The following is a 22,105-nucleotide window of genomic DNA, read 5'->3' on the forward strand; positions in this document are numbered from 1 at the left end:
CCTTCGTTCACTCCTACCTTCCTTTTTCTCGAAAGCCCGCGATGGGAACCCTCACCTCCGAAGAACGCTATTTCTTTCGCTCCGACGTCAATGCCCGGCAGAGCCAGCGCCGGCAGCGCGTACCGGGCGGCCACGTCACCGAGCCCGCGCGTGAAGTGCCCGTGCACACGGAGTGCGACGTGCTCGTCCTGGGCGGCGGGCCGTCGGGCGTGGCCGCTGCCGTGGCGGCCGCGCGCAACGGTGCGCGTGTGGTGCTGCTGGAGCGCTACAACCACCTGGGCGGCCTTTCGACGGGGGGCCTCGTGATCTGGATCGACCGCATGAGCGACTGGCAGGGCCAGCATGTCATCCAGGGACTCGCCGCGGAGTTCATGGCGCGCATGGGCGCCGAGGCCGTGGCCGGCCCGCCGCGCGACGAATGGGGCTCGCAGGACCCCGACGCCGCCGCCTATTGGGGTCTGCGCACGGCCGCCTTCCACGGTGTGGTCACGCATTCGCCGACCATCGACCCGGAGATGCTCAAGGGCGTGTATCACCAGATGGTCCGCGAGGCGGGCGTCGACCTGATCCTGCATGCCTGGATGGCCGCGCCGATCCAGGAGATGGGTCGCGTGAAGGGCGCGATCTTCGAGAGCAAGCAGGGCCGCCGCGCGATCCTGGCGAACGTGGTGGTGGATACCACCGGCGAGGGAGATCTCTACGCGGCGGCGGGCGCGGCCTTCGACTCCGACATCGACGCGCACGACATCCACCATTGCATCAATACCTCGTGGCTTTTCGCAGGAGTGGACATGCAGCGCTGGCTCGACTTCAGGGCAGGCGAACCGGAGGCCTTCTCGGCCTTCATGGCGCGAGGGCGCGAGGCGCTGGGCAGCTTCGAGAAGCCGATCGTCTCCTGGCGCCCCGATGTCGCGACCTTCCTCGGGCCGCGCAAGGCGGGATACAGCGCGCTCGACGTGGACGAGATGACGCAGGTCGAATGGGAGTCGCGCCAGAGCATGAGCGAGCACCTGGCTTTCTATCGGGCGCACGCCCCGGGCTTCGAGAAGGCGTGGGTCATGCTGATGGCTCCGCAGATCGGCACCCGCCACGGGCGGCGCCTGATCGGCGTAAAGCGCGTGCTGCGCAGCGCGTGGGATGCGGGCGCGGTGGAGCCCGACGAGATCGGCATCAGCCCGAGCCCGTCGCCGCGCTTTCCCTCGATCTCGGTGCCCTACGGCGCGCTGGTACCCGCGTCGCTCGACGGCGTGCTCGCGGCCGGCAAGCACATCGCCTGCGACACCAACTCCCATGGCTTCCTGCGCGAGATCCCCCAGTGCTGGCTCACGGGCCAGGCGGCCGGCACGGCTGCGGCGCTGGCGGCCGACAGCGGCGTGCTGCCGCGCGACGTGGATGTGGCGCGGCTGCAGTCCCTGCTGCGCGCACAGGGTGTGCCGCTGCGAGAGGCCAGCGTGCCGGTGACAGCATGAAGTTCCGTCTCTCGCTCGCGCACCTGGGCATGCTCGATGCGCCTCCGCCCTTGCTGGTCGAGGCCGCGCATGCGGCGGGCTTGCGCGGTGTCGGCATCCGCCTTCAGCCGGCGCGACCCGGCGAGGCGCCGTTCCCGATGGAGGAGGGCGGGCCGATGCTGCGCGAGACGCTCGCACGCGTGCGCGACCTGGGCATGACGGTGCACGACATCGAGATCGTGCGGATCAGGCCGGGATTCGACGTGCAGGCGCTGTCGGGCGTGCTCGCCTCGGCCCAGCGGCTGGGCGCGCGCAGGCTCATGGTCAACGTGGACGATCCGGACCTTGTGCGCGCGGCGGACAACATCGGGGCACTGGCGGCCCGTGCGCAGTCGCACGGCCTCGTGCTGGGACTCGAGTTCATGATCTACACGGCGGCACGCTCGCTGCACGTCGCGCGAGAACTCGCCGTCGCCTCGGGCTCACCTGCGGTTCGCGTGCTCGTCGACGCGCTGCATTTCTTTCGCGCGGGCAGCGCGCCCGACGAGATGGCCGGCCCGCACGTCGACCGCGATTTCATGCAGGTCAACGATGCGCTCGCGCGTCGCCACCCGGGCCTGTCGCCCGCCGAGGAGGGCCGTGCGCACCGCCTGTTCCCCGGAGAGGGCGAGTTGCCCGTGCATCGCCTGCTGGCGCAACTGAACGACGACGCCATCCTCTCGATCGAGGCGCCGAGCGCCATCCGCATGGCCACGCTGGACGTGCATGCGCGCGCCGCTGCAGCGTACCGTGCCACCCGGGATTTCCTGAAAGCAAATGACCATGAACACGAATGACACCCTCGACGGACTGCGACTGGACGGCCGAACGACCGTCCTGGGCATCATCGGCGACCCCATCGCACAGGTGAAGGCGCCGCTGCCATTGACGCGCTTGCTTCAGGCGCGGAGCATCAACGCGGTGCTGGTGCCGCTGCATGTGCACGGCGACGACGTGGCGGCGTTGCTGGGCGCGCTGCATGCGGTGCGCAACGTCGCGGGCATCGTCGTCACGGTGCCGCACAAGCAGCGCGTGGCCGGGCTGTCGATCGAGCTGATGCCCTCGGCAAGGCAGGCTCAGGCCGTGAACGTCCTTCGCCGCACCAGCGATGGCTGGCAGGGTGACCTGCTCGATGGCGCGGGGTTCGTCGCAGGGCTCGTTCGCAGCGGCTTCGACGTGAAGGGGCGCAGCGTGGGCATGGCCGGTGCGGGTGGCGCGGGCAGCGCGATCGGGCTGGCCCTGGCTGCGGCGGGTGCGGCGTCGATCGACGTGCACGACGTCGATGCGGCGAAGTGCGCGGAACTGGTCGAGCGCCTGCGCGCGCTCGGACATGCAGCGGGCCATTGGGATGCCGCGAGCCCTCGCGAGCTCGTCGTCAACGCGACGCCCATGGGCATGAAGCCGGGCGATGCATTGCCGTTCGCGCTCTCGGCGATCCAGGCCGGGCAGACGGTCGCGGAGGTCATCATGGAGCCCGCCACCACACCTTTGCTCCTGGAGGCGCAGGCGCGCGGCGCGCGCATCGTCCACGGCCGGCACATGATGAACGAGCAGCTCGAGGCGATGGCCGACTTCTTCTTCGGCGAGGTGCAGCCATGAGCACGCCGTTCTTCCCCGGCTTCAAGGTCCATCGCGCCGAGCTTGGGGACGCCACGATCCACGCCGAGGTCGGCGGCAGCGGCCCGCCCTTGCTGCTGCTGCACGGCTATCCGCAAACGCATGTGGCGTGGCACCGCGTCGCGCCCGCGCTCGCCCGGCATTTCACTGTGGTCGCGCCCGACCTGCGCGGCTACGGCGACAGCACCGGACCCGGCGGCGATCCGTTGCATATCCATCACTGCAAGCGCACCCTCGGCGGCGACCAGGTCCGGCTCATGAAGTCGCTGGGCTTCGACCGCTTCGCCATCGTCGGCCACGACCGCGGCGCGCGCGTGGCCTACCGGCTGTGCCTCGACCAGCCCGGCGTGGTCAGTGCCTTCACCTCGCTCACGGTGGTTCCGACCGAGGCGATGTGGCGCCGCGCGAACATGGACTTCGGGCTCAAGGCGTTCCACTGGTATCTGTTCGCGCAGCCGTTCGACCTGCCCGAGCGCCTGCTCGACGCGGATCCCGCGTACTTTCTCGACTGGTCGCTGCGCAGTGCGGTGCTCAGGTTCGCAGCCGTCACGCCGCAGGCGCTCGCCGAATACCACCGTGCGTTCGCCAAGCCGTCGGTGCGCCACGCGATGATCGAGGACTACCGGGCTGCCGCGTCGATCGATCTTCGGCACGACAACGAGGACCTCGCCGCCGGCCGCCGCATCGCCTGTCCGCTGCAGGTGCTGTGGAGCGCATCGAACACCGCGCGGCCCGACCCCATCGAGATCTGGCCCCAGTGGGCCGACCACGTGGAGGGCGCGGCCATCGATTGCGGCCACCTGATGGCGGAGGAAGCACCCGACGAGGTGCTGGCGCACGTGCTGCCGTTTCTGCAGCGTCACGCCTGACGATCGAAAGGAGAGACCGAGCCATGCGACTGCCGATGATCCTTGCGGCGCTGCTGTGCGTCCTGCAAAGCCACGCTGAAGTGCCGACACCGGCGCGGCAGCAGGAGTTCTACCCCGCACCGAGCTTCGAGCTCGTTCATTCGGGAGGCTGCGGTGTGATGGAAGGCATCGCGAGCGCCTCGGATGGCAGCGTGTACTTCACCGAGATCACGCGTTCGGTCGGCTGCTCCGACGCGGGTGGCGTGCAGGGTGGCCGCATCTGGGTCGTGCCGCCCGGCGGCAGGCCGCGCATCTTCCGCGAGCCCAGCAACATGGCCGCCGGCCTGGCCATCGACGCACAGGACCGGATGGTCACCGCCGAGGGCGCCGACTACGGCGGGCGCCGCGTCTCCATCACCGACCTGCGCACCGGCGCCTACCGCGTGGTCGCCTACTTCCACGAGAACCGCCAGTTCAACGCACCCAATGACGTGGCGATCGATCGCGCGGGCCGCATCTATTTCTCGGACCTTCGCCTCTTCGGCCCCGAAACGATCGAGCAGCGCATCAACGCCGTCTACAGGATCGACCCGCCCGGGCCCGGCGCCAAGGGGCTGTGGCCGCTCGCGCGCATCCTGGGCGACAACTCGAAGATGAACGGCATCGAGCTCTCGCCCGACCAGCGCACCCTCTACGTGGGCTTGTGCGACCCTGGTACGAATGCGCTCGGCGAACAGGGGCAGGCGGCGCTCGACCGGACCGGCGCGGGCGGCCTCGTCGCGTATCCGCTCGATGAGGCTGGCCGGCCGGGGGCGCCGCGCGTGTTGCTCGATCTTCAGAAGTCAGGCTGTGTCGACGGAATGGCGACCGACAGCGAAGGCAACGTGTACCTCGCGCTGCCCGGCGCCGCGTCGGGACCCGGCATCTATGTGATGACGCCGGGCGGTGTGCTGGCTGCGCGCCTCGCGCTGCCCCACAACGAAAGCCCGGTCAACCTGGGATTCGGGCGGGGGCCGGAAGCGGGCACGCTGTATGTGGCCACCGTCGGCGCAGGCAAGGTCTATCGCCTGCGCACCGGCAGGACCGGCTCGCTGCCGCCACGTTGAGTGAGTTTTTTTGGAATCGAACAGGAACATGGACATGACCGATGCATGGAGCGACAAGCTCGCGATCCGCGAGCTCATCGAGAACTGGGCCGTATGGCGCGATGCCGGCGACTGGAAGCGCTTCGCCACCGTGTGGCACGACGACGGCTTCATGCACGCGACCTGGTTCCAGGGGCCTGCGCGCGAATTCATCCGGGTCACCCAGGAGGGGATGGCCAAGGGAGTGAGCATCCTGCATTTCCTCGGCGGCACGTCGATCGATCTGGCGGGCGAGCGCGCCATTGCGCAAACCAAGATGACGATCTCGCAGCGCGCGGAGGTTCAGGGCGTGCTCTGCGACGTGGTGTGCACGGGGCGCTTCTACGATTTCCTCGAGAAGCGCGATGGCCGCTGGGGCTTGGTCGTTCGCTAGCCCATCTACGAGAAAGACCGCATCGACCCCGTCGATCCCGCCGTGCCGCTGCAACTCGACACCGACCGCCTGGCTGCCTTTCCCGCAGGCTATCGTCACCTGGTCTATGTGCAGACCCAGATCGGCTATGCCGTGAAGCGCGACATGCCGCAGCTGCAGGGGGCGGAGGTCGAGGCGCTCTATGCGCGCGGCCGGGCGTGGCTGAACCAGCAGAGTGGTGGCGTCCCCGGCGCGGAGGGTGCGGCGCATTGGAGATGACGCTTCCTGTCTGCCGCCGCGGGCCGTCGAGGGTTCCTCTTGGCGCGCGGACACCGTGCGCTCAGCGCGCCTTCGCGTTGCTGCCGGTCACCGGTAGGCGCCACAGGTCATAGCGTTCCTCGCCGCCCTTGACCGAACCCGCGAAGTGCTCGTTCAAGGCACTCGAAGTGAAAACCAGATCACCGCCGGGCAGCGTGGACAGGGTGTCCGGCCATCGGACGCGTTCGTCGGCGGCCATCAGCGACATCGCCTTCGAACGAGGGCTGTACCTCACGATCCCGTTGCGTGTGACATCGGTGATGTAGAGGTCGCCCTGCGCATCGACGACGATCCCGTCCGTGTTGCCGCCCACGGCGCCAAGATCGCGGATCGACGCGGCAAGCTGCGCCTCGGTGGCATCGGTCTTGCGCAGGACCGCGGTGGGGATCGCGTGGGCATGAGTCCCTGTGGTCACGGTCCAGTACAGCGTGCGGCCGTCAGGCGAGAGCGCGATGCCGTTGATGCCGAGGAGAAGCGGGTTGCCTGGCCAGACCTCGCTGCCATGAGAAACGACCTTCACGCCGGGCTCGACCTGCAGGGTCGGGTGCTTGTCGAGCACGCGTCGCGCCCGGCCGGAAGCCAGGTCGATCACGATCAGTCCCACCATGTTGTGTGGGGCGCTGCGCATGCCGCTGTCGGAGATGTAGGCCACGCGGCGTCGCTCGTCGACTGCGATGTCGTTCAGGAAGCTGCCCCTGCGGTCGGCAACACCGTCCAGTGGGATTCGCTTGACGGTACGGCCGGACGCGAGATCGATCACCAGCACTTTCTGGGCGCCTTCCGGTGCCTCAGGTTCGCCGGCGATGAAGCCCATGTCGAGGGCCCACAACCAGCCGTTCCTTCGGTCGACGTGGAAGCCGAGTACGTTGCGCAGGCTCTGTTGCGGGTCGCCGTCGATCGCGTTGGCTTGCACCGAAGGGAACGCCGTCAGCCGCGCGGGACCGGTTCGCGCGCGGGTGTCCAGCTTGCTGAGGGTTGCCGGCGCGCCGGCCGAGATGAGGCGCGGGGTGCTCACGTACGCGGTGCCATTGGCATCGAAATGCAGGCCCGCGATCGGCGCGTCGACCGATCCGGCAAATGGCGCGGGGTCCGCATTGTCGCTGGAGGGCTGCCAGCTTACGCCGGCATAGCTGCGCCAGCGTTCGAGTCTGGGGCCGCTGGCGGCACTGGCAGTTTGCGAAAAAGCGAGGAGTGCCGCCAGCGCGAACGCAGCGGTCTGGAAGGAACGAAGGAGCACGAAGAAACCTTGGGTGTGATGTGGAGCGCGGGGATGGAGGTGTTGGCGCCGTTGCGCGACTAGGCCGGCGGGTGCAGCAGCAGGTCGCGCATCGCGGCCCCGACGCCCGCGGCGGATTGCGGGTTCTGGCCGGTGACCAGCCGGCCATCGACGACCACCTTGGCCGTCCAGTCCGGGGCCGGATGGTGATACGCCCCGCGCAGGACGAGCGTGGAGGCGAGCATGAACGGCACGACCTCGTCGAGCTTGACCGCACGCTCTTCGTCGTCAGTGAAGGCGCTGAGGTTCTTGCCAGCGACCAGGTAGGCACCGTTGCCGAGCGTCACGTTCACCAGTGCCGCAGGACCGTGACACACCGCGCCGACCACGCCGCCCGACTCATAAATTTCGCGTGTGACGCGGGACACGTCGTCGTTCGTCGGAAAGTCCCACATCGCGCCGTGACCGCCCGCGAAAAAGATCGCGCTGTATCTCGCAGGGTCGACCTCGCCCAGGCGAAGCGTGTGGCGAAGGGCCTCGCGAAACGCGTCGTCGCGCCAGTAGCGCGCGTTGACCGCGTCATCGAGGTCCAGTCCGTCGACGGGCGGCTCGCCACCCTGGATGGACGCCAGCTCGAAAGGGATGCCTGCCGCTTCGAATTCGGCCAGCGGATGGGTCAGTTCGCCGAGGTAGAAGCCGGTCGCTTCGCCGGTCGCGCCCTTGATGCCATGGCTGGTCAGCACCATCAGAACGGGACGAATCGGCTCGAAGAACGGCTTGGAGGGGGCGGTGGAAATCATCGTGTGCTCCTGGAAAGAAGTGAGGGAAGGGGCCTGGTGCCCGTGGAATCCAATGTATTGGTGACTCTGCTGGAGATAAACTGCCCTGCAGGGAAATGACTTGTTCTTCAGGAGGCAAGATGAGCCGAAAATTCGATCACCTGGGAGATGTCGAGACCTTCGTGACGGTGGTCGACAAAGGCTCCATGACGGCTGCTGCCGTGGCCCTGGCGACCACGCCATCGGTGCTCAGCCGGGCGATCACGCGGCTGGAGACCCGCCTGGGTGTGCAATTGCTGCGCCGTACGACCCGCCGCCTGAGCCTCACCGACGAAGGGCGGCACTACCTGGAGCAGTCGCGCGCGGCCTTCGCCTTGATCGACGACGCCGAACGCGCGATGCAGGGGCATGGCAGCGAACTCACGGGCAGCGTGCGTCTGAGCGCACCCACCACCTACGCCCATCACCGGCTGCCGGTGCTGTTGCTGCGCTTCGCCGCCCGGCATCCGCAACTGCGCGTCGAGCTGAACATCACCAACCGGAACGTGGACCTGGTGGCCGAAGGCTACGACCTTGCGATCCGCATGGGCCAGTTGCCCGACAGCGGGCTGGTAGCGCGCAAGCTCGAGGATGCGCCGATGTGCCTGCTCGCCGCACCGGCCTACATTGCGCGTGCGGGGGCACCGCGCAGCATCGGCGAACTGGCGGCGCATGCTTGCCTGCCGTTCGTGATGCCGAGCACCGGCCGCGTATCGCCCTGGATCCTGCGCGATGAGGGGCGTGACGTGGACTGGACGCCGCAAGGGGGCCTGCAGGTTTCCGACGATGTCCTGGGTGTGGTCTCGCTCGCCCTGAACGGGTTCGGGATCTGTCAGACCTATGACTTCATCGCGCTCGACCTGATCGGCCAGGGTCGTGCCGTCGAGGTGCTATCGCAGACGCGCGGGCGATCCCGGCCGTTCTCGGTGATCCATGCACCGCACCGGCAGGCGTCGCGTGCAGCACGGGCGCTGATCGATGTCTTGGCTGCGGGGGGCGAGGCAGACGTGTGATCGCCGGGGCAGTGAATGCGGTTGGCGCTGGCACTTGTCTGCCCTGCGGGACCGCCGATGTCCCACAAGGTCCGGGCGCCGGATCCGGAAAAGTCGAGGTTTCGAAGTGGCTTCGCGACGCCACTTTGCTTCTTCACTTCCCTGCATCTCCCTGCGCGGCTGAAAAGGAACTCGACATGGCCACTGGCAGCAGAACCCTCTGGAAAGGCGCCATCACTTTCGGACTCGTCCACATCCCGGTGGGTCTGCACACTGCGAGCATCGAGCAGGGCATCGATTTCGACTGGCTGGACAAGCGCAGCATGGACCCGGTCGGCTACAAGCGGATCAACAAGAGGACCGGTCGGGAGATCGACAAGGACAACATCGTCAAGGGCTTCGAGTATGAAGACGGCAAGTACGTGGTGATCTCGCCCGAGGAAATCGAAGCTGTCTACCCGCGCACCACCCAGACGATCGAGATCCAGCGCTTCATCGATGCGCAGGAGCTTCCCTTCCTCTATCTGGAGCGGCCCTACTACGTCGCGCCGATCAACAAGGGCCAGAAGGTCTATGCGCTGTTGCGGGAGGTGCTCCTGAAGACCGGTAAGGTCGGCCTGGCCAAGGTGGTGATCGCCACCAAGCAGCATCTGGCGGTGCTGGTGCCCTCCGGCAGGGCGATGGTGCTGAACCTGCTGCGGTGGGGCGACGAGGTCAAGACGCTGGAAGGCCTCGATCTGCCAGCCGCGGGCGTGAAGGGCGCCAACGTGAGTGCGGCGGAGATGAAGATGGCCGAGCAGCTGGTCGACAGCATGTCCGGCAAGTGGAAACCGGAGGACTTCAAGGACGAGTTCAAGAGTGCCGTCATGAAGATCGTCCAGAAGAAGGTCAAGGCCGGCGATACCGAGACCGTGATCGAGCCCGAGGAAGAAGCGCCCGAGGACAGCTCGAACGTGATCGACCTGACCGAGCTGCTCCAGCGCAGCCTCAAGGGTGGCAAGGCTTCCAGGGCCGACGCTCCCGCCGCGAGGAAGCGCGGAGCCAAGGCGGCGGGCAAGTCGGGCGGCACCGCGCGTAAGACCGCTTCGAAGACCGCTTCGAAGACGGCTTCGAAGAAGGCGGCAGCCCCCACCCGCAAGGCGGCCTGAACACGCGCTCCGGCCCCGAGAGGGACGCCCGATGGCCAAGAACGATGCGCTGTCCACGTACAAGGCCAAGCGGAACTTCGCCGTCACCGCGGAGCCTGCCGATGGTGGCCGGCCCAGCCCGCACGCGCTGACCTTCGTGGTGCAAAAGCATGCCGCTTCGCGGCTGCACTACGACTTCCGGCTCGAACTCGACGGGGTGATGGTGTCCTGGGCCGTGCCCAAGGGGCCGAGCTTCGACCCGAAGGAAAAGCGGATGGCCATCCATGTGGAAGACCATCCGATCTCCTATTCCTCATTTGAAGGCACGATCCCGCCCAGGCAGTACGGCGCAGGAACCGTCATCGTCTGGGACAACGGCACGTGGGAGCCTGTGGGCGACCCCCGCGCGGGCCTGGCCGCCGGGAAGCTGGTGTTCCGGCTGCACGGCCAGAAGCTCGAAGGATTGTGGGAGCTCGTGAAGATCGCCAAGGGCGGCGAGCGTCAGGAGCCCTGGATCCTGTTCAAGAAGAAGGATGCCTTCGCGCGCGCCCATGCCGAGTACGACGTGATCACGGCCCTGCCGGACAGCGTCCTCGCCAAGCCCCTCAGGCAGACCCGTCGCGAGGCGGATGCGCCCGCAGCGAAGCGCGCCGGGAAGGCGTCCGGCCTACCCAGGCCGGCGCGCAAGACGGCGCTTCCCGCCGAGATCAAGCCGCAGCTGGCAACCCTCGCCGCGGGCGTCCCTGCAGGCGGCGAATGGCTGTTCGAGATCAAGTTCGATGGCTACCGGTTGATGGCGCGGTTCGACAAGCGCAAGGTCGCGCTCATCACCCGCGGCGGGCACGACTGGTCGGCACGCATGCCGACGCTGGCGCAGGAGCTCGCCGGCCTGGGCCTTCACGCGAGCTTCCTGGATGGAGAGATCGTCGTGCTCGGGGACAGCGGCGCACCAGACTTCAACGCGCTGCAAAACGCCTTCGACCGCGGCCAGGGTGCCGAGCACATCGTGTTCTTCGTCTTCGACGTGCCCTTCTTCGAGGGGCACGACCTGCGCTCGCTGCCCCTGTCGCAGCGTCGCCAGCTGCTGCGCGACTTCTTCGCGGAAAAAGCCACCGAGCACGTGCGCTTCAGCGACAATTTCGAAGCCGATCCCGCATCGCTGCTGCGCTCCGCGTGCCGGATGCAGATGGAGGGCGTGATCGCGAAACGCGCCGATGCGCCGTACGTTTCCCGGCGCAGCGAAACCTGGCTCAAGCTCAAGTGCAAGCTGCGGCAGGAGTTCGTGATCTGCGGCTACACCGACCGGACGGACCGCACCGACCAGGTGGGAAGCCTCCTGCTGGGCATCCACGATGACCGCGGCAAGCTGGTGTCCGTGGGAAGTGTAGGCACCGGCTGGAGCAGCAAGGAGGCCAGCGAGCTCAAGCAGAGACTGCTGTCGCTTGCCGCGGCCACATCCCCGTTCGACAAGGGCGACCCGAGGCCGGGCCGCTGGTCCAGGCGCAAGGCGGGCAGCGAGCGTTGGGTGAAGCCGCGGCTGCTGGCGGAGGTGAGCTTTGCCGAGTGGACGCCGGACGATCAGATCCGGCACGCGTCCTTCATCGGACTGCGCGACGACAAGCCGGCGAAGGTCATCGTGCGCGAGCGGCCCCGGCAGCTCGGGACGTCCGCCGCCCCGGTTGGCACGAAGGCCGGTGGACCGTCTGCCACCTCCGTCAAGGTGAGCCATGGCGAGCGCGTGATCGACGCGGCCACTGGCGCCACCAAGCTGGACTTGGTGCGCTACTACGAGTCCATCGCGCAATTCATCCTGCCCCATCTGAAGGGGCGGCCCTGCTCTCTCGTGCGCGGGCCCACAGGGGTTGGCGGGGAGCTCTTCTTCCAGAAGCATGGCGAGAAGATCGGCATTCCCGGCATCACCGAACTGCCCGAAGGCCCGTGGCCCGGCCATGCGGCGCTGCTCGAGATCGGCAGCGCCCAGGCGCTGGCAGGCGCGGCGCAGATGAACGTCATTGAGTTCCATACGTGGAATTCCACTGCGAGGAACGTCGATAGGCCCGACAGGATGGTGTTCGACCTGGACCCCGGCGAAGGAACGAGCTGGGAACATGTGCAGGAAGCTGCGACGCTGGTGCGCGCGCTGCTCGATGCCCTGGGCCTTCAGGCGTGGCTCAAGACCAGCGGCGGCAAGGGACTGCACGTGGTCGTCCCGCTGGCGCCGCGCTACGACTACGAGACCGTCAAGGGCTTCTCGCAGGCGATCGTCCAGCACCTGGCACGAACGATCCCGACACGCTTTGTGGCCAAGAGCGGGCCGAGCAATCGTGTCGGCAAGCTCTTCGTCGACTACCTGCGCAATGGCCATGGTGCGACGACGGCGGCAGCGTTCTCCGCGCGGGCGAGGCCCGGACTAGGCGTGTCGATGCCGGTGGCCTGGGACGAACTGGGACAGCTCAAGAGCGGTTCGCAATGGAACATCCGAACCGCGCGCGAGTACCTTTCCTTCCAGACGGTGGATCCCTGGGAGGGCTATTGGAAGAAGCGCCAGCCTCTGGCAGAAGCGATGAAGCGGCTCGGGTACAAGAGGTAAGCAGGCTCATCGCCGCGCCTTCCGCGGCGACGCCGAGGGACCTTCAGTCCAGCGGCGGGGTCGCCTGTTTGGCCAGCGCTCGCGCCGCGGAATCCACGTGCTGCCGAGAACCTCGCCGATGCATGCGCGTTTGTCTACGCCTTGGGCATGTCGAGTTCGATCCACACCGGCGCATGGTCGCTTGCGCCGGTGCGCCCGCGCACGTCGCGGTCCACGCCAGCACTGCGAAGCATCGGCGCGAGTTCCGCGTTGAGCAGCAAATGGTCGATGCGAAGTCCGGCGTCGCGTGGATAGCGGTTGCGCCAGTACGTCCAGAAGGTGAACGGCACGCGCTCAGGGTGGCACGTGCGGATCGCATCGGTCCAGCCTTGCTTGAGAAGCTTTGCGAACGCCGCCCGGCTTTGGGGCTGCAGCAGTGCGTCGTCTTGCCATGAGGCCGGGTTGTAGATGTCGGCATCGGTCGGCACGACGTTGTAGTCACCGGCCAGCACGACGGGCATGCCGCTCGCGAAGAGTTTCTTCGCATGCCTGTTGAAGGCTTCGAACCACTTCAGCTTGTAGTCGAACTTCGGCCCCGGCTGCGGATTTCCGTTCGGAAGGTAGAGGCAGCCGATCAGCACGCCGTTGACCACCGCCTCGATGTAGCGGCTCTGCGTGTCCGCTTCCATGCCCGGCAGCCCACGTCCGGTCTCGATCGGTGTTTTTCCGCGCGCGAGGATGGCGACTCCGTTCCATGCGCGCTGCCCGAATGCGACGATGCCGTAGCCCGCGCCGTGGATCGCATCGATGGGCAGGTTGCCATCGGGGCTCTTGAGTTCCTGCAGGCATGCGACGTCGGGCTTCGATTCGGCGAGCCATTCGAGCAGGCGCTCAAGGCGACTGTTGACGCCGTTGACGTTGAATGTGGCGATCTTCATCAGGCCCCGGGCACCGGGCGGGATGGCGGGAGGAACAGCGCGAAATCACGCGCCTTCAGGTGCGCAGACGCTGTCCGGGGTGATCCTCGATCGGTCGACAGGCACCCGCGAGAGCAGCTCGAGCGCCGAGCGTGACCTGTGCGCGCGCCGCACTGGCGCAATCGTCGCGGGCTGTGGCAACGTCGCGCCCGACGTCCTCGCCAGGCTGGCGAATCGAAGATCCGCCTCCCTGCGCAGCTTGGCAATCTGCTCGATGCGGTGATTCGGAATGCTCCGGCGTCCGCCCTGCGTGTGCTGGTGAAGCTGGTGGATGGCCGTGTAGGCGGCAGCTTCCGCCGCCAACCAGTCAATGAAAGCAGCGGGGTCGGCTTCTTCGGCCATCGGTTTCCTTCAGTGGTGTTGCGCGTTGAATCTAGTGGTCTGTGCAAGGTTGCATGTAGTCCGCCGCCGTCAAGGTTTGCCCGAATGCGCCGTCAGGCCGAACCCGTCGGGCCGATGGCGACGTGGCCCGTGGCCCGCCAGCCGCGTGACAAGCCGCCGGTGACCATGACAGCGGGGTTCAGTTCCGCTGCGTGAATGCCGGATCAGATTGACTTTGGGAAACCTGAGCGCCTCCTGCCTGAAAGGCGTCGGCGTTAACCGGAAGGAGGAACCGCTGTCGCGCCACGCGCGCATGCCGAGCGAGAGCGGTGAGGCGCGCATCGAGATCTCGACCATGCAGCCATACACATCCCGAAGCAGTTGCAGAAGGGGCGCAGCGACTAGGAGATCGCGAACCGGCCGGATCTGTCGGCGCACACGGGGAACGTCCCACATGCGCCAACTGCGCCACCGCTTCGTCGCACACAACCGCGTATAGCCGGTGAACGCGGTCAAGCGGGGCGACAGCGATTTCGGTGTACAGAGTTGACCGCGGGCGGGTGGGGGTGGTAAGTGACCAGCGCTCGTCGGCGGTTTTGCTGACAGGCCCCCTGCTAGAGCCGATCGAACGGTTTTCGATCCAGCAGGCAGTCGATGAATGCGCCGAGGAGGGCTGGTCGATGCTGCCTGTTCGGATAGTAGAGGAACAGCCCCGGGCGCGAGATCGACCAGTCCGCAAGGACTTGGACGAGCCGTCCCTGGGCCAGCAGCTCGCCCACGCCATCTGTCTCGAAGTGATAGGCAATGCCCAGCCCGTTCAGAGCGGCAGCAATGCCGATGTCGGCGTGGTTGGTGACGACAGGGCCATCCACCGCGACTTCGAGTCGTTGGCCCCGCTTCTTGAACTCCCAGCGATAGTGCCGACCGTCCATCTGGAGGCGCCAGTTGATGCATGCATGGTCATGCAGTTCGGCGGGTGACTTGGGCGTTCCTCGACGCGCGAGGTAGTCCGGCGACGCCACGGCGACCATGTTCAGGTCCGGTGTGAGGCGCACGGCCACCATGTCCTTCTCGAGCCGGTTGCCCACCCGGATCCCTGCGTCGAAGCGGCCAACAACGATATCGGCCAGCGCGTCGTCGACCACGATGTCGAGAACCACGTCGGGGTGTGCTTGATGGAAGCGTGAAAGGCGGGGGGCAATGATGGTTCTCGCTGCGATCCCGAGCGTGTTGATGCGCAGCGTGCCGCTCATCTGTCCTGTCGCATCGGCGGCTTCAGCGACTGCAGCAGCCATGTCCCGGAATAGCGGAGCTATGCGCCTGTAGAGCAGCTCGCCGCTTGCCGACGGCGCGACGCTTCGGGTCGTGCGGTTCAGAAGGCGAGCGCCGATGCGGCCTTCGAGCTGACGGATGGTCTGGCTGAGTGCCGAGGGCGAGAGGCCCAGATGCTCTGCGGCACGCGCGAAGCTCTGGCGTTCCACGACGGCCACGAAGGCCTTCAACTCGGCAAAGTCGGATCCGCGCATTATGTATTCGTTTCTACACAGCTCATCCGGATTCTAGGGTATTCATTAAATTCTCCACGGCGCGCATCCTCGGGGCTTCAGTGATCTCATGGAGCCAACAAAGTGAACACCCTGACCCTTCCCGAGCCGATCGCCGCGTACTTTGCGGCGGAGCACAACCCTGAAGCCCTTGCACATTGCTTCACGTCGCAAGCCGTCATGAAGGACGATGGTCATACCTACACGGGCATCAACGCCATCAAGGCTTTCATGGCCGAGGCCTCGGCCAAGTACGGCGCAACGAGTGTGCCGTTCGCCATCGAGCGGGAGGACGGCTTCCAACTCGTGCGCGCCAATGTCACCGGCAACTTCCCGGGCAGCCCGATCGTCCTGTCCTACCGCTTTCGCCTCGAACGCGGCCTGATCGCATCGCTGGAGGTCACGGCATGAACTTCGACCTTCACCTGAATGGCCTGCGGGCAGTGGTCACCGGCGGCACGCTGGGCCTGGGCGCTGCAGTCGTGAAAACCCTTGCAGAGGCCGGCGCTCGCGTGGCGACGTCCGCGCGCACCGTGCCAGCGCAGCCCCTGAAGGGGGTCACTTACGTGGCCGCCGACCTGTCGACGTCAGAAGGCACCAGTCACTTCGCTCAGGCCATCCTGCAGGATTGGGGCGGCGCCGACATCTTGATCAACGTGCTCGGCGGCTCAAAGACTCCTGGCGGCGGCTTCGCTGCGATCAGTGACGAGCAATGGTTCGCCGAGTTGAACCTGAACCTGATGCCTGCCGTGCGTCTGGATCGTGCGCTGCTTCCAGCCATGCTGGCTCAAGGCTCGGGTGTCATCATCCACGTGAGTTCCATCCAGCGCGTACTGCCTCTGCCCGAGTCGACTACCGCCTACGCCGCGGCCAAGGGAGCCCTCACCACGTACAGCAAGTCGCTGGCAAGGGAGGTGACGCCCAAGGGAGTTCGAGTGCTGAGTGTTGCACCCGGCTGGATCGAGACCGAGGCTTCCGTGGCTTTTGCGCAGCGGATGGCTGCACAGGCCGGGACGGACTACGAGGGCGGCAAGAAGATCGTCATGGATTGGCTGGGCGGAATTCCGGTGGGTCGCCCCGCCGCCCCTCAGGAGGTAGCCGATTTGATCGTCTTCCTGGCGTCCCCGCGATCCGCTTCCATCGCGGGGTCTGAATATCGGATCGACGGCGGCACGGTTCCCACGCTGTAGCCAACGGCCGCAACCGGGCGAGCAATGGCTAGCCCGGGACTTGCCGCTCTGGAGGCCTATGAGGTCCTGTAGTGTTGACAGGCCCTGTTCGCGTTGACTGCGTAGCGCATGCGCGATCGCCATCATTCGCTGCCGCAGTGGATCATGGCCATCTCCGCAGCCGAATCGCTGGCAGGCTCGTCGCGCCCCCGTTGACGTTGACGGTGCGCTCCAGCACCAGGTGCTCGCTGCCGAACGTCAGGACAAACCGATCGCGGAATGCCGTCTCCACGTACTGGCAATTGATGGTCAAGGTATCCGGGGCGCTCCAACCCGCGGCGGCCATCGTCACCAGGCGCCCGGGTTCATACCCGTGGTGCAAGCCCATGCCTGGCAGGGTGGTCTCGCCTTCGACACAGAGCCCGAGCAGGCCGGCGTCGATGGCATGCGTGCCCGCCGCGGTTTCCAGGACGAGCTGGCAGCGTGTCGACCCATCGAAGCGCACGGTGACCGCGACCACGCCGGGCTCGTTGGGCGAGGCTTCGAAGCGGACGCCGTGGATCGCTTCTGCGCATCCTGCAGCGACGGAGTGGGGCGCGATCGACAACGACAGGGACGAGAGGCGATCGGCCAGTTCCGTGGTGTGACCAGGATCGGCATCAGGGCCCGCGAGGATCTTCGGCAGATGCGCCCACACCAGCGGCGGGATACCCACGTCGGGGCGGCTGATGGACCCGGGCACCGCTCCGGTGATCGCCAGCGACAGACCGTGCTCCGGCAGCACGAACGCGTATTGGCCGAAGGCGCCGAATGCATAGAAGCCGGGGCGCCCGGGCACCGCCCACCAATGCAGGCCATAGGGTCTGCCGGGCGCACCCTGGCCCACCGCTTCCACCCACGACTCGAGCAGGATCCGGTGGCCATTCCACATCCCGTTGTTCGCGTGTAGCACGGCGAGCTTGAGCAGGTCCTCGGTGGTGGCGCTGGCTCCGTTGCCGCCGGGATTGATGCTCTCGGGGCCGATATCCCAGCGCACCGAGGTGATGCCCAGCGGCGCGAACAGGCGTGGCACCAGGAAGTCGTGCAGCGGGACACCGGCCGTGCGCGTCACCAGCGCTGACAGCATGAAGCTGGTGGCGCTCGAATATTGGAAATGGGTGCCGGGCACGTGTGGAACCGGGATCTTCAGGAACTCGTCGATCCAGCTCGTCGTGATGCTCCGCCATTGCGATCCCGAGGTGCCCTGGTCATGGCCGCTGCACTGCGTCAGGAGGTCGCGCACCGTCATCGCGCGCAGGTTCGCAGACGCCGCAATCGCGGCCTTCTCTGGAAAGTACGCCAGTACCGGATCGTCCAGGGTGAACAGCCCCTCCTGGATTGCCAGTCCGACGCCGGTGGCCGTCAGCGCCTTGGTGACGGAGTGCAGCATGTGCACCCGGTCGGCGCTGTACGGGTGCCACCAGCCTTCGGCCACGACACGGCCATGGCGGGCCAGCATGAAGCTGTGCAGTTCAAGGCCGCCCGACTCGACGGCATCGACGAAACCGAGAATGCCCGCCGCAGAGAGACGCTCTTCCGCCGGCGTGGACCGGGGTAGCGCCGAGGTGCCGTTCCGAGCCAGCCGATCCCGCCTGCGCGCTTCGGACGAGGCCATCAATCGACCTGCGCGCCCGACTCGCGCACCACCGGCGCCCAGCGCGCGATCTCGCTGGAGAGGAAGCGACCGAAGGCCTCGCTGCTGCCACCGGCAGGCTCTCCGCCGCTCTTGCGGATGAACTCGACGAATTCCTCGTCGCGCAGCACCTGGTCCATCGCGGCGTTGAGCCGCTGGACCACCTGTGGCGGCGTGCCCGCCGGTGCGAACAGGCCGGACCAGACGCGCGCCTCGAAGCCTGCCATGCCCTGTTCCTGGAATGTCGGCAGGTCGGGCGTCGAGGCCACGCGAGTCGGGCTGGTGATGCCCAGCAGCCGGACCTTGCCCTGGCGCGCCTGCGGCAGGATGGACGCGCCGGCATCGAAGGCGCAGGCGATCTGCCCGCCGAGCAGGTCCTGCAGGACCAGCGGCGAGCCGCGGTACGGAATGTGGGCGATCTGCAGGTCGGCCCGTGTCTTCAGCAGCTCCATCGTGAGGTGCTGCGTGGTGCCGTTGCCGCCCGAGCCATAGCTGAGCTTCCCGGGTCGTGCCTTCACGTAGGCGATGAACTCCTTCAGGTCTCTCACCGGCAACGAGTTGTTGACGGCCAGATAGAGAAAGCCGTTGTTGATCTGCGCGACCGGGACGAAGTCCTTCACCGGGTCGTAGGGCATCTTCTTGTACAGCGAAGGATTGATCGCCATCTGCCCGCCCGACGACAGCATCAGCGTGTAGCCGTCCTTCGGTGCCGACTTGGCCAGGTCGCCGACGATGAAGCCATGGGCGCCGGGTTTGTTGTCGACGAAGACTGGCTGGCCCAGGATCGCGGCCAGGCGCTGCGCGATCTGCCGGGCGCTCGCGTCGCTGGAGTCACCGGGCGGCGTCCCGATCAGGATGCGGATGGGTCGCGCGGGCCAGTCGGCCTGCGCGCGGCCCACTAGGGGTAGGCCGGCGGCCGCGATCGCCAGCGTGTCGCGCATGATCCGGCGCCGCGTCAGGAGGGTGGGGGTCATTCTGCAAGTCTCCAGGTTCGTTCTGATGATTCAAGAAAGCGGCAGGTCAACCGCAGTGGCGCTGTTCAGAGCACCAGATCCAGCAGCCGCACGTACTGCTGCCCGCCGTGCATGTCGCGCTCCAGCGCGCCGCCCTGCGGTTGCTGGCGCGGGTAGGAGAGCTTGAGCACGCACAGGTCTGGGATCGCGAAGCGCTTGACGTCGGCGGACGCGATGCCGAAGAGCGGCGCCAGCGCGTCGGCCTGCAGCGCAGGGGCGTCGACCCAGCGCGCATAGGCCTGCGCATCGGCGAAGAACAGGTCCACGGTGATCCAGAAGGGCCCCGCGTTCTTCGAGCGGATGTGGCGGCAGACGTCGGCAAGCCTAGGCATGGAGCACCTCCGGTGCCTGCACGTAGGCGATGCGCACGCGCTCCAGCGGGTCGTCCACTTCCACCACGTGGTTCAGGCGGAACTCGTAGACGGCGCCGCGTTCCACCTCGGCGGGCGAGAAGGGAAAGGCGTAGCTGGGCAACTCCATCTCGCGCTCCAGTGGCATGTGGAAGAACAACGGGTTGCAGGTCTTCGCGATCTGCGTGGCCTGCTCCTGCGTGGCGGCGGTGGCGACGAACATCAGGCCGACCTCGACCGGCACATGCGGCTCGGGACTGCCGTTGACGGCGTTCCAGCCATAGGGGCGCAAGGAAATGCTGTAGTCCCCCGCCGATGCGCCCATCGTCTCGCGCACGCGCTGGGTCAGCGCCGCCTGCATCTGCGTGAGGAAACGGGGCAGGGCGGCGAGAACCTTGGGATCGCGGATTCCCACCAGCATCAGCGTCTGGAAGGCGGCGGCCGCGGCACCTTCCAGCTTCATGGTGTAGGCGCCGCGCTCGAAGTGCGAGCCCGTGACGCGCACGCTGCGCTCGTCGAGGGCCTGGTACTGCACATGCCTCACGTCCAGCACGCCGCCCGGTTCATGCAGCAGGAAGGGGTCGGCGTTCTCGTAGAGCATGTGCGCGGAGACCGTGTAGGGCGTGCAGCGGTTGCTGGTGCGCAGCGGCTCGACGTCGAAGTGGTCCCGGCCCACGCGGATCATCACGCCGCCGTCGCGGGTGCTCACGGTGCACAGGCCACCGCACTCGGCGGTCTTGCCTGCATGCCAGGCGGCGCCGGCGTGCATGCCGTGCATGAGCGGAACGGCGGCGAGCACGGCGGTGTCGGTGGTGCGCCCGCCGAGCACGATGTCGGCGCCCGCGCGCAGGGCTTCGATGTAGGACTCCGGGCCCATCAAGGCAACGATGTGGTCGCAGCGCTCGAATGCTTCGGGATCGACCGCGTCCAGCGGCGGCAGCGGCCGAATGCGCCCTTGCCGTGCGGCATCGCGCAGCCCAGCAGGTCGCTGCTCCGAATAGAGCACGGCGATGCGCGGGGACATGCCGCACTCGGCGGCGATCTCCAGCGCGATGTCGCGGGTCCAGTCGAGCGCGCTGTCGCATCCGGAAGTTCCGCACGAGCCGATGAGCAGGGGGACGCCCGCCCGCTCGCGGGCCTTCATCAGCACTGCCAGATCGGTCTTCACGGCCGCGCGGGAGTACTTGCAGCGGCCCGTCGCCAGATAGGCCGGGCCGCTGTCCGTGGAGCCCGCGTCGCAGGCGATGGCGTGGGCGCCGGCTGCCAGGCCTGCGGCAACGTCGGCCTCCTGAATGCCTGCGCCCAGGGCGCCGGTCGGGACCAGCACATTCACTGTCTTGGTAGGTGTCATGGGGCGAAGCATAGGCGTGTCGCCTTCTGGTCGTCAAGTGGTATACCAGTGGTGCTCAAACGGTGCGAACCCAATGCGATACTCGCCCGGCAATGACAGCCGACAAGACCCATTCCAAGAAGCCCGGTGCGGGCGCGACACGTGCCGGTGCCCGCTCTGCCAAGGCAAGTGCGCCCTCCGCGCGTGCCAAGGCTGCTGCATCCAGGGCGCAGAAGGCCGTCGTCGACGGGGTGGATGAGGAAGTGGTCGAGGCCGATGCAGAGGCCTCTTTGGCCGAACGGGCCCACCGCGCCCTGATGGGGATGATCCTCAGCGGCGAACTCGCACCCACCGAAGTCATCACCGAGCGGCAGATCGCGCTGCAGTTGGGCATTTCCAGGACGCCGCTGCGCGAAGCCATCCGGCGCCTGGAAGGCGCCCGGCTGCTGGAGCGTCAGCGCAGCGGCATGCTGGTGGTGCGTGCATTGCCTATCGAGGAATACATCAGCATCCTGGATGTGCGCCGGGTGCTCGAAAGCGAAGCGGCCCGCCTGGCGGCGGGCCAGATCGCGCCAGAAGAAATCGCTCGCCTGCGCAATCGTGCCGAGGCGGTGCTGGCACTGCCCGAGGATGCGCCGCTCCCCGCAGCTGCGCAGGACGAGGACCTGCACTTGCTGATCGCCGATGCTGCCGGCAACCCGGTGCTGGAGGAGATGATCCTGGGCCTGCGCACCCGCACGTCGATGTTCCGCTTCGGCCGACTGCCCTCGCGTCGCCGGGACGTGATGCGCGAGCACCTGGCCATCCTCGATGCCCTTGCGGCCGGCAATGCGCAGGCGGCGCGCGAGGCGATGGAGCAGCACATCGACCAGGTCCGCGCGACCATCATCGCGCGGCTGAGCGACTCGCATCGCCGCCGTTAGGAGGCGGTTTCCCCTTGCTTCCCATGCCGCGTTCATGCGTGGCGCAGCGTTCTGCAAAGACGCTTGAAGTCTCTATGGGACGAGACGCAATGGACCCATGGTTCGCCCGCGCGCAGCTTGAGGGTCGTTGACCTGCCGATACGTTGCGACGGCGGTCGAGGTGACTGGCCGGTTACCGCCGCGCTCGCCAGGCACGTCTCGATTGAATCCTAAAGTTTTCCTATTTGTGACCGATATGTGAACACGTGGGCGTCCAGCATTCGGCGAGCCGTCCATCGACGCGTCCGCCAACGCGGATGCGCCGCCGTTTCGCCCCG

At 67.2% G+C, this 22,105-nt stretch carries 23 protein-coding genes; 13 read left to right on the forward strand and 10 right to left on the reverse strand.

The features are described 5' to 3' along the window. The first annotated feature begins 41 nt into the window (after positions 1–41). From G369_RS0126810 to G369_RS39580, 7 genes are read left to right on the forward strand one after another with little or no spacing between them, the layout of a single operon-like run. Complete coding sequence (locus tag G369_RS0126810) at positions 42–1,469, forward strand: FAD-dependent oxidoreductase (protein ID WP_019657145.1); 1,428 nt, start codon at positions 42–44, stop codon at positions 1,467–1,469. After that, entirely contained in the window at positions 1,466–2,284 is an 819-nt protein-coding gene (locus tag G369_RS36355; protein WP_019657146.1) for a sugar phosphate isomerase/epimerase family protein, read from the forward strand. Before G369_RS0126810 ends, G369_RS36355 begins: the two co-directional genes overlap by 4 nt. Beyond that, the gene (locus tag G369_RS0126820) at positions 2,271–3,086 is read left to right on the forward strand and encodes a shikimate dehydrogenase family protein (RefSeq protein ID WP_020723280.1); all 816 of its coding nucleotides are present in this window, start codon (positions 2,271–2,273) and stop codon (positions 3,084–3,086) included. The genes G369_RS36355 and G369_RS0126820 overlap by 14 nt, the downstream gene beginning before the upstream one ends. Further along, complete coding sequence (locus G369_RS0126825) at positions 3,083–3,973, forward strand: alpha/beta fold hydrolase (protein ID WP_019657148.1); 891 nt, start codon at positions 3,083–3,085, stop codon at positions 3,971–3,973. Before G369_RS0126820 ends, G369_RS0126825 begins: the two co-directional genes overlap by 4 nt. 23 nt (positions 3,974–3,996) lie before the next feature. Beyond that, a complete protein-coding gene (locus tag G369_RS36360) occupies positions 3,997–5,058 on the forward strand; it encodes an SMP-30/gluconolactonase/LRE family protein (protein WP_020723281.1) in 1,062 nt (353 codons plus the stop codon). A gap of 28 nt (positions 5,059–5,086) precedes the next feature. Beyond that, positions 5,087–5,470 (forward strand): nuclear transport factor 2 family protein, encoded by a 384-nt coding sequence (locus tag G369_RS39575; RefSeq protein WP_019657150.1) that lies wholly within the window; start codon positions 5,087–5,089, stop codon positions 5,468–5,470. Positions 5,471–5,512: 42 nt separating this feature from the next. Continuing rightward, entirely contained in the window at positions 5,513–5,728 is a 216-nt protein-coding gene (locus tag G369_RS39580) for a hypothetical protein (RefSeq protein WP_019657151.1), read from the forward strand. 61 nt (positions 5,729–5,789) lie between these two features. Here G369_RS39580 and G369_RS0126840 read toward each other — a convergent pair whose 3' ends face one another. Together G369_RS0126840 and G369_RS0126845 are read right to left on the reverse strand one after the other, a co-directional pair. After that, the gene (locus G369_RS0126840) at positions 5,790–7,004 is read right to left on the reverse strand and encodes an L-dopachrome tautomerase-related protein (protein WP_019657152.1); all 1,215 of its coding nucleotides are present in this window, start codon (positions 7,002–7,004) and stop codon (positions 5,790–5,792) included. 59 nt (positions 7,005–7,063) lie between these two features. Then, positions 7,064–7,783: a type 1 glutamine amidotransferase domain-containing protein gene (locus G369_RS0126845; RefSeq protein WP_019657153.1), complete on the reverse strand. Its 720-nt coding sequence runs from the start codon at positions 7,781–7,783 to the stop codon at positions 7,064–7,066. A 119-nt stretch (positions 7,784–7,902) separates the two neighbouring features. Between G369_RS0126845 and G369_RS0126850 the strand changes: the two genes are divergently transcribed. The 3 genes from G369_RS0126850 to ligD all read left to right on the forward strand — a co-directional run bounded on the left by G369_RS0126850 (position 7,903) and on the right by ligD (position 12,510). Continuing rightward, positions 7,903–8,814 (forward strand): LysR family transcriptional regulator, encoded by a 912-nt coding sequence (locus G369_RS0126850; RefSeq protein WP_019657154.1) that lies wholly within the window; start codon positions 7,903–7,905, stop codon positions 8,812–8,814. 176 nt (positions 8,815–8,990) lie between these two features. Further along, positions 8,991–9,941 (forward strand): non-homologous end joining protein Ku, encoded by a 951-nt coding sequence (gene ku / locus G369_RS0126855; RefSeq protein WP_019657155.1) that lies wholly within the window; start codon positions 8,991–8,993, stop codon positions 9,939–9,941. A gap of 31 nt (positions 9,942–9,972) precedes the next feature. Continuing rightward, positions 9,973–12,510 (forward strand): DNA ligase D, encoded by a 2,538-nt coding sequence (ligD, locus tag G369_RS0126860; protein WP_019657156.1) that lies wholly within the window; start codon positions 9,973–9,975, stop codon positions 12,508–12,510. Between the two features lie 134 nt (positions 12,511–12,644). On the opposite strand, the gene G369_RS0126865 is transcribed toward ligD, so the two are convergent. The 4 genes from G369_RS0126865 to G369_RS0126875 all read right to left on the reverse strand — a co-directional run bounded on the left by G369_RS0126865 (position 12,645) and on the right by G369_RS0126875 (position 15,313). Next, the gene (locus G369_RS0126865) at positions 12,645–13,427 is read right to left on the reverse strand and encodes an exodeoxyribonuclease III (RefSeq protein WP_019657157.1); all 783 of its coding nucleotides are present in this window, start codon (positions 13,425–13,427) and stop codon (positions 12,645–12,647) included. A gap of 45 nt (positions 13,428–13,472) precedes the next feature. Continuing rightward, a complete protein-coding gene (locus G369_RS0126870; RefSeq protein WP_019657158.1) occupies positions 13,473–13,808 on the reverse strand; it encodes a hypothetical protein in 336 nt (111 codons plus the stop codon). 69 nt (positions 13,809–13,877) lie between these two features. Next, positions 13,878–14,303, reverse strand: coding sequence for a hypothetical protein (locus G369_RS38750; protein WP_157773793.1), 426 nt, complete (start codon positions 14,301–14,303; stop codon positions 13,878–13,880). A 98-nt stretch (positions 14,304–14,401) separates the two neighbouring features. Next, the gene (locus tag G369_RS0126875) at positions 14,402–15,313 is read right to left on the reverse strand and encodes a LysR family transcriptional regulator (protein WP_019657159.1); all 912 of its coding nucleotides are present in this window, start codon (positions 15,311–15,313) and stop codon (positions 14,402–14,404) included. Positions 15,314–15,415: 102 nt separating this feature from the next. Between G369_RS0126875 and G369_RS0126880 the strand changes: the two genes are divergently transcribed. Further along, a complete protein-coding gene (locus tag G369_RS0126880; RefSeq protein WP_026346663.1) occupies positions 15,416–15,742 on the forward strand; it encodes a nuclear transport factor 2 family protein in 327 nt (108 codons plus the stop codon). Beyond that, positions 15,739–16,521 (forward strand): SDR family oxidoreductase, encoded by a 783-nt coding sequence (locus tag G369_RS0126885; protein WP_019657161.1) that lies wholly within the window; start codon positions 15,739–15,741, stop codon positions 16,519–16,521. The genes G369_RS0126880 and G369_RS0126885 overlap by 4 nt, the downstream gene beginning before the upstream one ends. 142 nt (positions 16,522–16,663) lie before the next feature. Here the strand turns inward: G369_RS0126885 and G369_RS36370 are convergent, their stop codons facing one another. The 4 genes from G369_RS36370 to G369_RS0126905 form a co-directional block, all read right to left on the reverse strand. Then, positions 16,664–18,154 (reverse strand): serine hydrolase domain-containing protein, encoded by a 1,491-nt coding sequence (locus tag G369_RS36370; protein ID WP_063827426.1) that lies wholly within the window; start codon positions 18,152–18,154, stop codon positions 16,664–16,666. After that, positions 18,154–19,146 carry a Bug family tripartite tricarboxylate transporter substrate binding protein gene (locus G369_RS0126895; protein WP_019657164.1) on the reverse strand — a complete coding sequence of 331 codons (993 nt, stop codon included), beginning with the start codon at positions 19,144–19,146 and terminating at the stop codon, positions 18,154–18,156. The genes G369_RS36370 and G369_RS0126895 overlap by 1 nt, the downstream gene beginning before the upstream one ends. Positions 19,147–19,211: 65 nt before the next feature. Continuing rightward, positions 19,212–19,517: a DUF4387 domain-containing protein gene (locus tag G369_RS0126900; protein ID WP_019657165.1), complete on the reverse strand. Its 306-nt coding sequence runs from the start codon at positions 19,515–19,517 to the stop codon at positions 19,212–19,214. Beyond that, positions 19,510–20,886, reverse strand: a complete 1,377-nt coding sequence (locus G369_RS0126905; RefSeq protein ID WP_038115948.1) for an acyclic terpene utilization AtuA family protein — start codon at positions 20,884–20,886, stop codon at positions 19,510–19,512. The genes G369_RS0126900 and G369_RS0126905 overlap by 8 nt, the downstream gene beginning before the upstream one ends. 92 nt (positions 20,887–20,978) lie before the next feature. Here G369_RS0126905 and G369_RS0126910 point away from each other — a divergent pair, with 92 nt between their 5' ends. Beyond that, on the forward strand, positions 20,979–21,788 hold the full coding sequence (locus G369_RS0126910; RefSeq protein ID WP_019657167.1) for a GntR family transcriptional regulator: 810 nt from the start codon (positions 20,979–20,981) through the stop codon (positions 21,786–21,788). The last annotated feature ends 317 nt before the right edge of the window (positions 21,789–22,105 follow it).

It is taken from the genome of Variovorax atrisoli 110B, assembly GCF_000382045.1.
GTDB classification, from domain to species: Bacteria; Pseudomonadota; Gammaproteobacteria; order Burkholderiales; family Burkholderiaceae_C; genus Variovorax; species Variovorax atrisoli.